General features: G+C 39.9%; 12 protein-coding genes, 2 tRNA genes and 1 riboswitch. Of the genes, 9 read left to right on the top strand and 5 right to left on the bottom strand.

What is annotated here, in order from left to right:
• The first annotated feature begins 2 nt into the window (after positions 1 to 2).
• A complete protein-coding gene (locus H0W64_01410) occupies positions 3 to 509 on the top strand; it encodes a CinA family protein (protein ID MBA3660362.1) in 507 nt (168 codons plus the stop codon).
• 63 nt (positions 510 to 572) lie between these two features.
• On the opposite strand, the gene H0W64_01405 is transcribed toward H0W64_01410, so the two are convergent.
• Both H0W64_01405 and H0W64_01400 read right to left on the bottom strand, forming a co-directional pair.
• Positions 573 to 1988: a hypothetical protein gene (locus H0W64_01405; GenBank protein MBA3660361.1), complete on the bottom strand. Its 1416-nt coding sequence runs from the start codon at positions 1986 to 1988 to the stop codon at positions 573 to 575.
• Positions 1984 to 2059, bottom strand: a riboswitch (SAM riboswitch). It overlaps the preceding gene by 5 nt.
• Before the next feature lie 312 nt (positions 2060 to 2371).
• Positions 2372 to 3526 carry a hypothetical protein gene (locus H0W64_01400; GenBank protein MBA3660360.1) on the bottom strand — a complete coding sequence of 385 codons (1155 nt, stop codon included), beginning with the start codon at positions 3524 to 3526 and terminating at the stop codon, positions 2372 to 2374.
• Between the two features lie 536 nt (positions 3527 to 4062).
• Between H0W64_01400 and H0W64_01395 the strand changes: the two genes are divergently transcribed.
• The 8 genes from H0W64_01395 to H0W64_01360 all read left to right on the top strand — a co-directional run bounded on the left by H0W64_01395 (position 4063) and on the right by H0W64_01360 (position 12331).
• On the top strand, positions 4063 to 5763 hold the full coding sequence (locus H0W64_01395) for a DEAD/DEAH box helicase (GenBank protein ID MBA3660359.1): 1701 nt from the start codon (positions 4063 to 4065) through the stop codon (positions 5761 to 5763).
• A gap of 173 nt (positions 5764 to 5936) precedes the next feature.
• A complete protein-coding gene (gene recA, locus H0W64_01390; GenBank protein ID MBA3660358.1) occupies positions 5937 to 6971 on the top strand; it encodes a recombinase RecA in 1035 nt (344 codons plus the stop codon).
• A gap of 132 nt (positions 6972 to 7103) precedes the next feature.
• Entirely contained in the window at positions 7104 to 7559 is a 456-nt protein-coding gene (locus tag H0W64_01385; GenBank protein ID MBA3660357.1) for a regulatory protein RecX, read from the top strand.
• A gap of 27 nt (positions 7560 to 7586) precedes the next feature.
• Positions 7587 to 10196 (top strand): alanine--tRNA ligase, encoded by a 2610-nt coding sequence (alaS, locus tag H0W64_01380; GenBank protein MBA3660356.1) that lies wholly within the window; start codon positions 7587 to 7589, stop codon positions 10194 to 10196.
• An 18-nt stretch (positions 10197 to 10214) separates the two neighbouring features.
• On the top strand, positions 10215 to 11465 hold the full coding sequence (locus H0W64_01375) for an aspartate kinase (protein ID MBA3660355.1): 1251 nt from the start codon (positions 10215 to 10217) through the stop codon (positions 11463 to 11465).
• A gap of 322 nt (positions 11466 to 11787) precedes the next feature.
• Entirely contained in the window at positions 11788 to 12069 is a 282-nt protein-coding gene (gene csrA / locus H0W64_01370; GenBank protein ID MBA3660354.1) for a carbon storage regulator CsrA, read from the top strand.
• Between the two features lie 12 nt (positions 12070 to 12081).
• Positions 12082 to 12171, top strand: a tRNA-Ser gene (locus H0W64_01365).
• An 86-nt stretch (positions 12172 to 12257) separates the two neighbouring features.
• Positions 12258 to 12331: transfer RNA gene (locus H0W64_01360), tRNA-Arg, on the top strand.
• 26 nt (positions 12332 to 12357) lie between these two features.
• Here H0W64_01360 and H0W64_01355 read toward each other — a convergent pair.
• The 3 genes from H0W64_01355 to H0W64_01345 all read right to left on the bottom strand — a co-directional run bounded on the left by H0W64_01355 (position 12358) and on the right by H0W64_01345 (position 14472).
• Positions 12358 to 13383, bottom strand: a complete 1026-nt coding sequence (locus H0W64_01355) for a tyrosine-type recombinase/integrase (GenBank protein ID MBA3660353.1) — start codon at positions 13381 to 13383, stop codon at positions 12358 to 12360.
• Positions 13290 to 13598 (bottom strand): helix-turn-helix domain-containing protein, encoded by a 309-nt coding sequence (locus tag H0W64_01350; protein ID MBA3660352.1) that lies wholly within the window; start codon positions 13596 to 13598, stop codon positions 13290 to 13292. The genes H0W64_01355 and H0W64_01350 overlap by 94 nt, the downstream gene beginning before the upstream one ends.
• 202 nt (positions 13599 to 13800) lie before the next feature.
• Complete coding sequence (locus H0W64_01345; protein ID MBA3660351.1) at positions 13801 to 14472, bottom strand: hypothetical protein; 672 nt, start codon at positions 14470 to 14472, stop codon at positions 13801 to 13803.
• Positions 14473 to 14561: the final 89 nt, after the last annotated feature.

Here is a 14561-nt window from a genome sequence, read left to right as displayed (position 1 = left end):
ACATGGACCAAGAAAAAATATTGACTCAAATTGCTACCATTTTAACCCATGAACAATTAATGCTTGCCACTGCCGAATCCTGTACGGGCGGGGGCTTAAGCTTTAGGCTGACTAGTGTACCCGGCAGCTCGGTATGGTTCGATCGCGGCTTTGTGTGTTACAGCAATGAAGCGAAATGTGCCATGCTTGGCGTAAATCCTTTAACACTTGAAAGTTTTGGTGCAGTCAGTGAATCAACGGTACGCGAAATGGCGGAAGGGGCACTTGAGCACAGCACCGCAGACTTTAGCATTGCTATCACTGGCATCGCAGGCCCGGGCGGAGGAAGTGCAGCAAATCCTGTCGGAACAGTATGGATGGCTATTGCGCAGCGGGATTTTGCAACCCAAGTCCATTTGTTGCAATTGTCCGGAAATAGAACCGAGATTCGGGACAAAACGATTAAGATAGCATTAGAAAAATTGGTAGAGCTTTTACCGACAAAGGCTGAGAAGACCCCTACCATTTAAGCCTACTTGCTAAAGTAAGGACAATTAAAATTTACAAGTAATCGCCCTGCTTTACTGGTGTAATCATGGATTCATGTTTAGGTTAGCGAGTTTTTGTTCTTCAATTTCAGCTTTAAAATCACGATGCAGCAAGGAATCCATTGCCTCAAGTTCATTAACCAAGTGAAGTCGATAAAAATTGAATAATCGAACATAGCTGTCTTTAGACTGATTTTCTTTGCATATTAATTCAACAGCTTCAATCGCCTCATTTAATCCAAATAAAGCAGAACACCCCATTGGATAAAAATTGGAGAGATTAGCATCCCCCACTAAAAAAATGACGACGCCATTGGGGAGCGTTATTTCGGGCCTATTGACAGCTTTTAATTCATTTGCAAAAGTTAGCGCGTTAATTTGATAGTGATCAGTTTCGCCGCGATCATCAAATTCAAAAAATTCATCACTAATTCCATATCTTATTGAGGCAATTAATTTCGCCCATTGGATAATAATTTTTTTTCTTTCCGCAAGATCAGGGATGTCATAAATTTTTTTAGGAATTTCACTTGCCACAAATATTCTTAAACTTAACTTCTCTTTTTCAAATTCATACTTATAAGCATTATCATCTATAATAAATAAGTTAGGTGGTGTCGGACTTACAAAACCAATTTTTTTAAATTTTTTCGCAAGATGATGATTTTTATTTTTCTGTTGGGAAAAAAATTTGATCAAGCTTTTTGGTTCTTGAGGGATAACATTGGGCTTTAATTTTAATCGCACTGCGCAATGATAAAGTAAGGGAAAATCAATTTTTTCAAACGCAAATTTTTCTTTCACATTCGGAGGTAGACTGGTATTAATAATGTCAGTCGTCTCTGCCTTGGTACCTTCGCAATTAAATATGGCATCAAATTTTAATAAATAGGTTCTATCACCTGCGACCACCGTAAGTTCTTTTGTTTCAAAATCAATATTTCTGATTTGGCTTTCTACATGCCAATTTATCTCGACATTCGGTACTGAATTTTGAAGTTCATTGATATGTTCTAAAAGTGCAAACTGTAATTCTTTTATTGAGAAATTCTTAAATGTCTTTTTATTCGTAAAGGGGTGCAGATAGCTATAGTCTTGCCGAAATAACTTTCGTAAAAATTTTTCTCGTTTCGATAGGATCGCTTCTGGCATTATCCCGTACACTTTATGAACTAATTGTTTTTCATGATTTAAACTATATTGATCGTTTGGATCAAACAATTGTTTACAATATCCATCCCAATAATTGCTTGCGCTCGTTGGAAAATCATGAAAGTTTTGGAATTCGCGTTTATTTAAATTTATTAATTTTTGACGACGATTAAAGTTAAGAGAACGTTTCTCAATTACATTAATTTCGAATTGAAGAGAAGGGTTGGTAGAAGCATTTTGTAAAAATTTGATTATCGCTGTTAAACCCGACAACCCAGCACCAACGATAATAATATTTTTATTAGGCATAGATTGAAACTCCGCTTTAGCCAAATTTTTAAAGCGCCCGCAATCTGTATCAAATCGGCGCTGAGCTTAATGCGAGTAAATATTAATCTTTTTGATTAAAAAATGCTATTATTAATTGATTATGATAGTTTAAAATTCATTTCTTAGTAAATCTTGCCCTACCCAACACCTTTATTTTGTTAATAGAATGAGATCCGATAGAAACAGTTTGGATTCCCTCGCCAAACGCTACTGCAATTCAGGTGCATTTATGCAAATTATCAGGGATCCGGATGGAAAGGATAAGCTAAACGATAGAAAATTTTATAAAATTTTTGCCTCAGAAAGCAAAAGAAAATCCAAATATTTAATTCAACACCACTCACTGAGCAGTGTTGTAAAAATTATAAAACGCTGACCATTGTTGCGCCGAAACATTGGTTACTTCGTTCAAATTTAACATTTTCCTCATTAGCAAATAGAGGATATCCGTTAAATTTAAATAAACCTAAGCTTGCGACAGAAACATTATCGTCACTTAAATGTACGCTGCAAGAATTTGAACATAGTTCTGCTACGCTCTTTAGTTGAGGATAAGCTGTATGGCCATTGATATAAGAATGGTCAAGCCCCATAAAAGCAGCGTACCTTCCTTTACTTTCTTTTTTAATAATATTGTAAGCGTGAATATTAAATGTTTTGATCCTGGCATTCTTTTCAACTCGAGAGAAAAATTCTCCGAAGCTTAGAAGTGAGTCATAGCAATCAAGTCCAACGACCCGAATACCAGCTTTTTTTGCTGCAACAACGATATCGCCATATTTGTATTTTTTACAGTTGGTTATGCTGTCTTTATAATTCAAAAAGCTCTCTAATGTTGCAGGCAGTGCATCTTTTGTACCCTTGAAATATTCATCTAATAAAGCTTGATGAGCATCATAATAAAGAAATTCTATAAACAAAGTATCGATGCCAATTTCTTTCAATTCTTTAAGATGTTCAATAAGGAATCGTTTTGGATATTGGTGATGGTGGATTTCACCAATAAAACATCCGCGCACTTCACCCTTAAATAAAGATTTAAGTGAATCTAAGATGTTTTTATTTCGCTCATCATAATTCCTATAATTGTTATCATTTTTTGGAAGTTTTAATTTAATTGTTGACCCTTCACCTTCAGGTTCCTGATTTTTTTTATCGTATTGCTGACAAAGTTGATCAATACTTTGCAAAATTTCTTCGTCACTTTTTTTATAGGTCCAACGCAAACGATTTCCTATCCATCCATTTTTCTCAAAAGGTTTCCGAACATAGTTGCTTGGAAATTCTTCATTGGTTAAATTTAAATAATAAAAAAGTGCATCTATTTCATCGGGGTAATAATCAAAAGAAATTAGTCTCTGTGTATCGTCGAAATAAATCTTTATTTCTTTTTCTTCGAATCCTTTCGCAATTAATTTATTAATAATAGCTTGTACTTTAGCCTTTAATTCAAAATAAAGTTTTTCAGGAATAGCATCTGAATCACACCCTTTTAAATCACACTTATAAATTTGCATTGAATTTTCTCACTAAATAATTGTTTAAAAAGACCTGCACCTTTAAAAACTCATAAAAGGATTAAAAGCGTTGAATTGTGACGGGCATTCAATGGATTGGGATTGGGAATCGAGAATAATAATGGGTATGGGAATCATAGACACCTCTATAGGAATAGAGGCCAAAGCAAGCTGCGCTTTAGCCGAATTTATAAAGCGCCCGCAATCTGAAATCAAATCGGCGCTGACCATTTAATGAGAAATATTATTCTTTTTGATTAAAAAATGCAACAACAACCTCTTAATGCAGAGTTTATCCTCCTATCTTGTTGATAAAATCTCGGCCTCAACTTGCATTTAATGTTTTAATGAACCATAATTAAGTTTCATAAAAATAACTATCATTTCCAATACGCCTTTATTTCCTTCCAGGTCTCTAAGCTTATTTTGGCAATGATTTACATATAATTGTCACAAGCTTACCCAGGTCATTTCTTCATAACAATGTGAATGGCGATCCTGCGTCAGCCGTGCATTACATTAATGAGGAAACAAAAATGACTTTTGTAGAACTAAATTTAGATCCACGCATTCTTAAGGCTGTTGAAACGGGTGGCTATAAGCATCCGACGCCAGTCCAAGAACGCTGTATCCCTGAGATAATAGCGGGGAAAGATGTTGTTGCATCCGCTCAAACCGGAACAGGTAAAACCGCCGCATTCGTTTTGCCCGCTTTGCAACATTTAATGATGGGTAAAAGAACAGGTCGCAAACCGCGTATTTTGATTTTAACCCCGACCCGCGAACTCGCGAGTCAAATTACCCAAGCAACCAGTAAATACGGTAAGTTTCTCCAATTTAACATGGCGAACTTAGTCGGCGGGATGCCTTATGGGAAGCAAATTAGAGATTTATCTCGCGCTGTTGATGTTGTCGTGGCAACCCCAGGCCGTTTGCTTGATCATTTAGAAAATCGACGCCTCGATTTGTCAGGCATTGAAATGCTCATTTTAGATGAAGCAGATCGCATGTTGGATATGGGCTTTATCGATGATGTACAGCATATTGCTAAATCAACCCCTGCCAATCGCCAAACATTATTATTTAGTGCAACCATTGACAGTAAACTTTCGCGCATCGTTAAACATTTATTAAATAACCCAGTCCGCATTGATTTATCCCCAGAACAAACGGCGCCAAGTAAAATTATTCAAAAATTATATGTTGCGGATAACTTGCAGCATAAAACACGTTTATTTCAACATTTTCTTGAAAACGAAAATATTTTTAAAGCCATTATCTTTTCTGCAACAAAAGTGAATGCAGATAAAATTGCTGCAACGCTTTGCCATCGTGGTTTAAAAGCTGCTGCATTACATGGTGATTTAAATCAGAACAAACGTAACCGCACCATCGACCAACTTCGTTATGGAAAAATTCAATATTTAGTGGCAACAGATGTTGCAGCCCGGGGCTTGGATGTAGCCGATATTAGCCACGTTATTAATTATGATTTGCCCAGATTCTGCGAAGATTACGTCCATCGTATTGGTCGGACGGGGCGCGCAGGTAAATCAGGAATTGCCGTATCTTTTGCTTTACCCATGGATGTCCGTCATTTACAACGCATTGAAAAATTTACGAGTCAAAAGCTTAAACGGGAAATCTTTGAAGGCATGGAACCTAGTGCACATGCCGAAGATGCCTTACCTTTAAAAAGAAGACAGCACAAACGCCCTAGTCGTTTTGGTGCTAAAGATGGCGGAAGACCCCACGCGCATAAAGGCGGTGGTTCTTCGGCACGATTCAGTAGTAAGCGTTCGGAAGGTGGTGCTGAAAAATCTTATGGTAAACGCTCTGAAGGTAGTTCAGAAAGATCTTACGGTAAACGCTCTGAAGGTAGTTCAGAAAGATCTTACGGTAAGCGATCTGAGGGTAGTTCAGAAAGATCTTACGGTAAGCGATCTGAAGGAAGTTCAGAAAGATCTTACGGTAAACGATCTGAGGGTAGTTCAGAAAGATCATACGGTAAACGATCTGAAGGTAGCGCTCAAAAATCTTATGGCAAACGATCGGAAGGAAGTTCTGAAAGAACTTTCAGTAAAGACCGTCCCGAAAAAAGTAGTGCTGGCAAATTCACACACAAAAGTGATGCGAGCAAACCAAGTACAGGTCGATATGTAAGCAAAAGCGGCTCAGGTAAATTTGCGAATAAAAACGGCGCAAATAAAAACCCGACCAAACAAGCCTACTATTAAAAATTAAGCCTATTTTGGTCCTTGGGATGGCCTCATCCCTAAGGACCAAAATATTTTGACACCAACAACTTTATCTATTAAGGTTGACCTAGGTTAGCGTCTCCTCAGCCTGAATCACCCCCAAGCACCCTGTTAAAAAATCATTTGTTTATAAAGCCCAAAAGGACCCCTATATGGAAGAAAATAAGAAAAAAGCCCTCGCAGCAGCGTTAAGTCAAATTGAACGACAATTTGGTAAAGGGAGCGTGATGCGTTTAGGTGATAATGCAGATATTCCTGATATTGAAGAAATTTCCACCGGTTCATTGGGCCTTGATATCGCGCTCGGTATTGGCGGTCTTCCCAAAGGACGTATTGTTGAAATTTATGGCCCTGAGTCTTCTGGCAAAACCACCCTCACCTTACAAGTCATTGGCCAATGCCAAAAGAAAGGCGGCACCGCAGCTTTTATTGACGCAGAACATGCACTCGACCCCAGCTATGCGAAACGATTAGGAGTAAAAGTAGATGACTTACTTATCTCCCAACCTGATACCGGCGAGCAAGCGCTTGAAATTGCCGATATGTTAGTGCGTTCCAGCGCCATTGACATGATCGTTATCGACTCTGTTGCAGCGCTTACCCCCAAAGCTGAAATTGAGGGTGAAATGGGCGATCAACACATGGGCTTACAAGCGCGTCTTATGTCCCAAGCCTTGCGTAAACTTACAGCAAATATTAAACGCTCCAATACCTTAGTCATTTTCATTAACCAAATCCGTATGAAAATTGGTGTCGTATTTGGCAATCCTGAAACAACAACCGGTGGAAATGCTCTCAAATTCTATGCCTCCGTCCGTTTAGATATCCGTCGCATTGGTAGTGTCAAAGAAGGGGATGAAGTAATCGGTAGCGAGACGCGGGTTAAGGTCGTTAAAAATAAAGTCGCACCCCCCTTCAAACAAGCTGAATTTGATATTCTCTACAATGAAGGCATTTCCCGTGAAAGCGAAGTCATCAACTTGGGTGTCTCCTTAGGCATTGTGGATAAATCGGGCTCTTGGTTTAGTTACAACAGTCAGCGCATCGGTCAAGGGAAAGAAAATGCCCGCCAGTTCCTGAAAGAGAATAAAGCAATGGCTCAAGAGATCGAAGGTAAGATTCGAGAAATCATGATCCCAACGATTGCTGGAAAGAAAGCGAGTGAAGTAGAAGAAAATGTAGCCTAGTGATCGCGTAGCCTTGATTGAACGATGCTTAATCGAGGCTACGTAATCTATGCTGCTAGAACTTTGGCAACCTCCTCCATGATTCAATTATCTTCCATGACACTGAACACGTCCGAAAAAGGGGCCTACGTCATGACAAAAGAAATTCGCAATGCAGCGCTCCGCTACCTGCAAATGCGCGATTACAGTAAAATGTCACTGGCACTAAAATTACGCCAAAAGGGATTTGTTCTAGACGAAATTACCCCTCTTCTCGAGCAGTTGGTGGAAGATGGCTTACTCAATGAAGAACGTTTTGTAGAAAATTATATTCATTATCGACGTGGACGGGGATTTGGTCCGGAAAGAATTGCACTTGAATTAAAAGCGCAAGGCATTGACAAAGTGTGCATTGCAGCGCAATTAGATATGGCTGATAATACTTGGTTAGATAGTGCGCGTCGGATTTGGGAGAAACAATTCAAAAATGTAAAAGCGCAAGATTTTACAAGTTACATGAAACAATGTCAGTTCCTCCAACGGAAAGGATTTACACGAGAACAAATTGACGCAGTCATTCCACGACATTTTAACACTGAATTTATTTAACATTTGACTAGCAAAAGCAGTTCACTCATGAAAAAAAAAACGCAAGACGTACCTCCAACAAGTAATGCCATTCGCCAACGCTTTTTAGACTACTTTCAAAAACATCAACATCAATTGGTTTCCAGCAGTTCACTCATTCCTGTCAACGATCCAACTTTACTTTTCACCAATGCCGGCATGGTGCAATTTAAAGATGTCTTTTTAGGAAAAGAGGAACGTCCCTACACGCGCGCAACGTCTTCTCAACGCTGTGTACGTGCTGGTGGTAAGCATAACGATTTAGAGCGTGTTGGATATACAGCAAGACACCATACTTTTTTTGAAATGCTGGGTAATTTTAGTTTTGGAGATTACTTTAAACGTGAGGCCATTCAATTTGCTTATCGTTTTTTAACGGAAGATTTAAACATTCCAGCTGAAAAGCTTTGGATAACTGTTTATGAAGAAGACCAAGAAGCAGAAGTTATTTGGTTAAATGAAATGAAAGTTGATCCTACACGATTCAGCCGCTGTGGCGCAGAAGACAACTTTTGGTCCATGGGCGCGACAGGACCTTGTGGTCCCTGTACAGAAATTTTTTATGATCATGGCCCGGACGTCTTTGGCACCCCGCCTGGAACCAAAGATGCAGATGGCGATCGTTACGTCGAAATATGGAACCTTGTATTTATGCAGTATGATCGTGCTGTCGATGGCACACTCACGCCACTGCCTAAACCCTCGGTTGACACGGGCATGGGATTGGAACGCATCACTGCCGTATTACAAGGTGTTGCCAATAATTACGATACCGATTTATTTATACCGCTCATTAAGACTGCAGCAGAACTTGCCAACATCACCGACTTATCTCATTTTTCATTACGCGTGATTGCTGATCATATCCGGTCTTGCAGTTTTCTTATTGTCGATGGCGTAACCCCCAGTAATGAAGGCCGCGGTTATGTCTTACGTCGCATTATTCGGCGCGCCATACGTCATGGTAACAAGTTAGGTATTACAGAACCTTTCTTTTATCGGTTAGTCAAACCACTGGTTAATTTAATGGGAGAGGCTTACCCTGAACTTAAACAATCCCAAGCGTCAATTGAAAAATTATTAAAACAAGAAGAAGAACAATTCAGCATTACCCTTGCGCAAGGCATCAAGTTATTTGAACAAATTACGAGTGAATTAAAAACCGAGATTATTCCCGGTGAATTAGTTTTTAAATTATATGACACGTTTGGTTTTCCCGCTGATTTAACGGCGGATATGGCACGCGAAAGAAATCTTACGCTTGATTATGATGGTTTTGAACAAGCAATGCTTAAACAACGGGAACGCTCACGCGAAGCCAGTCAATTTACAGCGCTTCAAACGCCTGTGCAAATCAATCAAACTCCTACTGAATTTGTCGGTCATAAGAATTTATTGAATGACAATCAACCTAGTGCTGGAAAAATTATAGCGATTTACCAAGATGGTAATTTTGTTGAAACGTTATCAAAAGGTGAGAAGGCTTCGATTATTTTAGATCGTACTCCTTTTTATGCGGAATCTGGGGGCCAAGTGGGCGACCAGGGAACGCTCACAGTCAGCGACCAAGTCATTTTCAAAGTTCACGACACTATTAAGCAAGGTCAAACTCACCTTCACCTGGGTAAGTTAGAAAAAGGTGAATTGAAAGTGGGTACAGAAGTCACCACCGTGGTTGATGCCAATCGTCGTGCTGCAACGGTGTTAAATCATACGGCAACGCACTTACTCCACATGGTTTTAAAAGAAATATTAGGTGAACATGCTTTACAGAAAGGTTCTCTAGTTGAACCGGAACGTTTACGTTTTGATTTCTCGCATCATCTTCCCTTAACGTCTGAAGAAATTCAGCATATTGAAATGCGTGTGAACGAAGAAATTCGTGCCAATCACGAAGCGGTCGTCCAAGTTACAACTCCTGATGAGGCGATTGCGAGTGGCGCGGTTGCATTATTCGGAGAAAAATATGGAAGCAAAGTTCGTGTAGTACACTTTGGTCGCTCAGCTGAACTTTGTGGAGGAACGCATGCAGATCGTACGGGAGACGTCGGCTTTTTTAAAATTACCGGTGAATCGGGTGTTGCAGCTGGCATCCGACGAATAGAAGCCGTGACGGGGAATGGCGTTTTACACTTCTTTAATAAGCAAGCAGCGGATTTTAATCAATCGCAAAAAATCGCAGAAGATCGCGCTCTTCGTCTTGAAAAAGAAATTCAAACCCTCCAAGAAAAATTAGCGGGTCTGACCAGTAGTCAGCTTGCATTACAAGCCGAAAATATTAATGGCATTAAGGTGCTAGCGACCCGAGTCGAAGGATTAGATGGTAAGGCATTACGCAGTGCTTTAGATCACCTCAAAGAAAAATTAGGCAGTGCAGTTGTCGTTTTAGCAACGCAAAAAGATCAAAAAATTGGGATGGTTGGCGGTATAACGCCTGACCTCGTCGATAGATTGAGCGCCAAAGACTTAATTAGCGTGCTCGCCAATTCAGTCGGTGGCAAAGGCGGCGGACGCCGGGATTTGGCGGAAGGCGGTGGCAATCAACCAGAAAAATTGGATGATGCCCTTAAGAATGTTTATCATTGGGTTAAGGACAAGCTAAAGCATTCAACAACGTAATGTGCCCAAAGGAATATCATGGCCCTTATCGTGCAAAAATATGGAGGGAGCTCGGTCGGGAATCTTGACCGAATTCACCATGTCGCTAAGCGAGTTAAAGCCACGCGAGATCAAGGACATGATGTCGTCGTCGTGGTGTCTGCAATGTACGGTGAAACTGATCGATTAATTCAACTAGCAAATGCCCTCACGTCTACCCCACAACCTAGAGAACTAGATGTTCTTATCTCTACAGGCGAGCAAATTTCCATGGCTTTGCTATGCATGGCTTTAAATGCCGCAGATTGTCCCGCTCGATCCTACACAGGATCCCAAGTAGGCATTTTGACCGATGGCATTCACACCAAGGCTCGAATTTTAGAAGTAAAGCCGGATATCTTTATTCGCGAGTTACAAAATCAACAAGTTGTAGTCGTCGCAGGTTTTCAAGGCGCAACGCAGTATGGCGACATTACAACGCTCGGTCGTGGCGGATCGGATACGACAGCAGTTGCAATCGCGGCAGCCCTTGCAGCAGATGAATGCCAAATTTATACCGATGTCGATGGCGTTTACACCACCGATCCCCATTTATTCCATGAAGCACGGCTGCTTCCTTACATAAGTTTTGAAGAAATGCTTGAAATGGCTAGTCTCGGCGCTAAAGTTTTACAAATGCGCTCTGTTGAGCTTGCCAGTAAATTTAATATGCCTATCCGTGTCCTCTCAACTTTTTCGGATGGCCCAGGTACCCTCGTCACTTTTGAGGATAAGATCATGCACAAAGGGTTAGTTTCAGGCATTGCCTTCAGTAAAGAAGAAGCGATTATTTCACTTTCTGGCTTTCCACGACAAATTGGCATGGAAGGCCGCATCCTTGAGCGCGTGAGTTTAGCTCACATTGAAATTGACATGATTGCTCAAACCATTACGCCGGAAGGAACGGTAGATTTTACCTTTACGGTTAATCGACGCGAACATGGTCGAGCGTTAGTATTGATCGAGGACTTGGCGAAAGAATTGGGCGCTTGTTCAGTCAAAACTAATGCTAAAGTCGCCAAACTCTCCCTGGTAGGCATTGGCATGCGCTCCCATACTGGTGTTGCAACGACCATGTTTAAGGCCCTCGGTGACGCCGATATTTCCATCCAAATGATCACCACTTCTGAAATTAGAATTTCAGTTGTTGTCGATGAAGCCCAATTGGAATGTGGGGTTCGTGTTATCCATAAGGCGTTTGAATTGGATAAACCGCCAGCTCGTATCGTCAATTTTGAAGTAATGTCTTGAATTAACTAAAAATACTCTATTTTTTAATTAACCGAGGCTTGACTTCACATTGAGTTTGACGCGTATGTCCCTCATTATTCACACCAAATTATCTTGTCGAAATATGCAAATCCTATTTGCAGAAACGTCATTAATTGTTTACTATTGCACACCTTGAAAGACACTAACTAAGGGTATAAAAACAGAAAATTGCTATGAGACCCCTGCTTCTCGTAAGAGCTGATAAAATGAATAAAGTTACTGATGATTTTCTCATCTACATAACTAAACGAGAGAATGGCGGTTTTAATGGACAAGGCAGTTTTAGAAAAGGAGATGGATCATGCTCATATTAACAAGACGTGTGGGTGAAACCATAGTAATTGGCGATGACGTCATCGTGACCGTGCTCGGTATCAAAGGTAACCAAGTTCGTATCGGTATCAACGCGCCTAAAACTGTGTCTGTTCATCGTGAAGAGATTTATCAGCGTATACAACAAGAAAAAAATACGACGCCTAAAGAAGGTGCGCCTATCGCTACGTCCGCCGCTCAGCAAGAACCCGAAGTGACGGTCAAAAAGAAGCGTGAAAGCAAAATTGATAAACCTGAAGATAAAGAGTAAAGGAAAAACTTTGGAGAGATGGCCGAGAGGCTGAAGGCGCTCCCCTGCTAAGGGAGTATGGGGCCATAAGCTCCATCGAGGGTTCGAATCCCTCTCTCTCCGTTCAGAATCATGGTAGATACGTTTAGCTTAAGGCTTTGTGTTTACTTCTGTTGCTTGATAAAAATCATAGCAACTTTCTCCTTAACGCGCCCGTAGCTCAGTTGGATAGAGTATCTGGCTACGAACCAGGGGGTCGGGAGTTCGAATCTCTCCGGGCGCGCTAATAGAAGCTTTAAAAACAACAAGTTATAGATTGCCATTCGCAACTCCTTTTTGTAATGTACCCAAATTGTACCCATTTGTATGCTCTGCAGCTTCCTTAAGATGGTCACTACTTAAATGCGCATAACGCAATACCATCTCAAAATTAGCCCATCCTCCTAACTGTTGCAGCTCCTGTAACGATGTACCATTTTGTACATGCCACCTTGCCCAAGTGTGACGTAAGTCATGCCAGCGAAAGTTCTCAATTCCTGCTCTAGCTAAAGCTTTTTTCCAAGCCTTAGTATTACATTGAATAATGCGCTTTCCATCATAGGTAAAAACAAATTGTTGATGTTTACCCAATTGTTTACGTATAACTTCTACCGCAGTTTTATTCAAAGGCACCGGAATCGCCTTTTTCGTTTTGGCCTGATCAGGATGAATTAAAGCATGCCTCCTAATTAAATCCACTTCACTCCATTGCAACCCGGCCACATTCGCTTTTCGCAATCCCGTCGCTAAAGAAAAAATAGCTAAATCCGCTAAATGTGTTGGAAGCTCATTAATAAGCCGATTTGCTTCCTCATAATTTAACCAGCGAATCCGTTTCGTATTTTCTTTCAGCATGCGAATTTGCGGCGCCTTATCTAACCACTCCCACTCTCGCTCGGCTTTACGAAAAATAGCCCGTATAACTTCCAACATACGGTTAACAGTAGATGGTTTCCCCCCTTCAGCCAGTTTCTTTTCAGCTATATCGCTCAACATATCGCGGTTAATTTGATCTAATAAGAATTTTTTAAGATAAGGACTAACCCATCTTAAATGCGCTTTATCATCATTCAAACTACGCTTATGTTGGGCTTCAGCTATCCAACGCGTCACCGCTTGCATCCATGTTTTCTGCGGCTTTTCACCAAGGTGGATATCTTTCCAAAGATCTGCTTTAATTTGATCATGCAACCTCTTAGCAGCTACTTTGTCGCTGGTTCCAGTGCTGTGTTGTACTCTCTTTCCTCCATGACAGATTCTAATCCACCAAATTTTACCTCGTTTGCAGAGTGCCATGTTGTCGTCCTCCTATTAGTTGTAACGACACCCCGCGATGTTTTAGCCTGCATAGGATAAAGTGATCGCAAATATTCAGCAAGATCATCTTCTCTAAAACACCAACGTCGTCCCGGTTTTGCTCCCGGTATCTCACCACTGGCGGTTTTTAACCTAAGTGATTCGGCAGACATTTTTAAAAATAGAGCGGCTTCTTGCAGAGTTAGAGTTTTCACTTATACCTCATCACAATAAAGTACCAAATAAGCATGGAAAGATTAATAATATGAGGTAATTTGAAGTATAAACCTACAAATTATAAGGGAGATATTCCGGGGAGGAGTTTAGTTGCCTTCATGAGGAGCATATGTAGTCTTTGTCAAAACTAATACCAAAATGCTGCTGATATTAATCATTGACAATGGCACATGCAATAACTTATACAGCATTGTAAATTTTATAAAACATGGAAGATGATATGTTAATTTTTTTGCATTCATCTTGCGGTATAGATAGATTTTGTTGATAAGTTAAAATTTCTTCATTAGCCTGTTTAAATGAGGGGTGATTTTGAGGAATGTTAGATAATACATTTATGTAATTTGCTTCGTCATTTTTGTCTTGATAAAAATTAGCTAGGTTGGCTAAAGCTTCATTATTTCCTTTCTCATGCGCCTCAAGTCCATACTTTAACGCATCATGATGATGCCCCAGCATTGCCTCATTCATCATTGACTCCATATTTAACAATTCACTTAGATCAAAATCAATCAATTCCATTATTTCAGAAATAGCACTTAGTGGTATGGGATCCACTTGCTGTATGATTTTAAATAATTCAACAATATTTTTCATGTCCTTTTGAAGTATCAAAGCTTCATAACCCATCCACTTACTTCGAGTTATATCCGGTACTGTATAGAATAGTGCTCTCATATCACTCGTCTCATTATATAAATCAATACGCACTGACCATAATTTTTGGCAAGTATTATATATACCTGTAAATAATATGATGTCGCATTCTATTTTAGTAATAATAGGATTTTTATCTTCATTTATGATAAATATTTGGTCTGGAGACTTTTTTGTTATTTTATATATTTTCATGTTATTGGTTAGCTACCAAACATTAAGCGTTCTTTTTAGTTTAGGGTGTAGCCAAATTTTTTATGCTCATTATCAGCAACACTATTTTA

This window comes from Gammaproteobacteria bacterium, from assembly GCA_013816845.1.
Taxonomy (GTDB): Bacteria; Pseudomonadota; Gammaproteobacteria; order DSM-16500; family DSM-16500; genus Aquicella.
The sequence above is the reverse complement of the archived record's forward strand: the minus strand, read 5'-3'. Positions and strand labels throughout refer to the sequence as shown.

Excerpts from the sequence above, each read along its gene's own strand:
- H0W64_01355 (MBA3660353.1), bottom strand. The coding sequence starts at position 13,383 with ATGGCACTCTGCAAACGAGGTAAAATTTGGTGGATTAGAATCTGTCAT.
- H0W64_01400 (MBA3660360.1), bottom strand. The coding sequence starts at position 3,526 with ATGCAAATTTATAAGTGTGATTTAAAAGGGTGTGATTCAGATGCTATT.
- H0W64_01410 (MBA3660362.1), top strand. The coding sequence starts at position 3 with ATGGACCAAGAAAAAATATTGACTCAAATTGCTACCATTTTAACCCAT.
- H0W64_01345 (MBA3660351.1), bottom strand. The coding sequence starts at position 14,472 with ATGAAAATATATAAAATAACAAAAAAGTCTCCAGACCAAATATTTATC.
- alaS (MBA3660356.1), top strand. The coding sequence starts at position 7,587 with ATGAAAAAAAAAACGCAAGACGTACCTCCAACAAGTAATGCCATTCGC.
- H0W64_01395 (MBA3660359.1), top strand. The coding sequence starts at position 4,063 with ATGACTTTTGTAGAACTAAATTTAGATCCACGCATTCTTAAGGCTGTT.
- recA (MBA3660358.1), top strand. The coding sequence starts at position 5,937 with ATGGAAGAAAATAAGAAAAAAGCCCTCGCAGCAGCGTTAAGTCAAATT.
- H0W64_01375 (MBA3660355.1), top strand. The coding sequence starts at position 10,215 with ATGGCCCTTATCGTGCAAAAATATGGAGGGAGCTCGGTCGGGAATCTT.
- H0W64_01405 (MBA3660361.1), bottom strand. The coding sequence starts at position 1,988 with ATGCCTAATAAAAATATTATTATCGTTGGTGCTGGGTTGTCGGGTTTA.
- H0W64_01385 (MBA3660357.1), top strand. The coding sequence starts at position 7,104 with ATGACAAAAGAAATTCGCAATGCAGCGCTCCGCTACCTGCAAATGCGC.
- csrA (MBA3660354.1), top strand. The coding sequence starts at position 11,788 with ATGCTCATATTAACAAGACGTGTGGGTGAAACCATAGTAATTGGCGAT.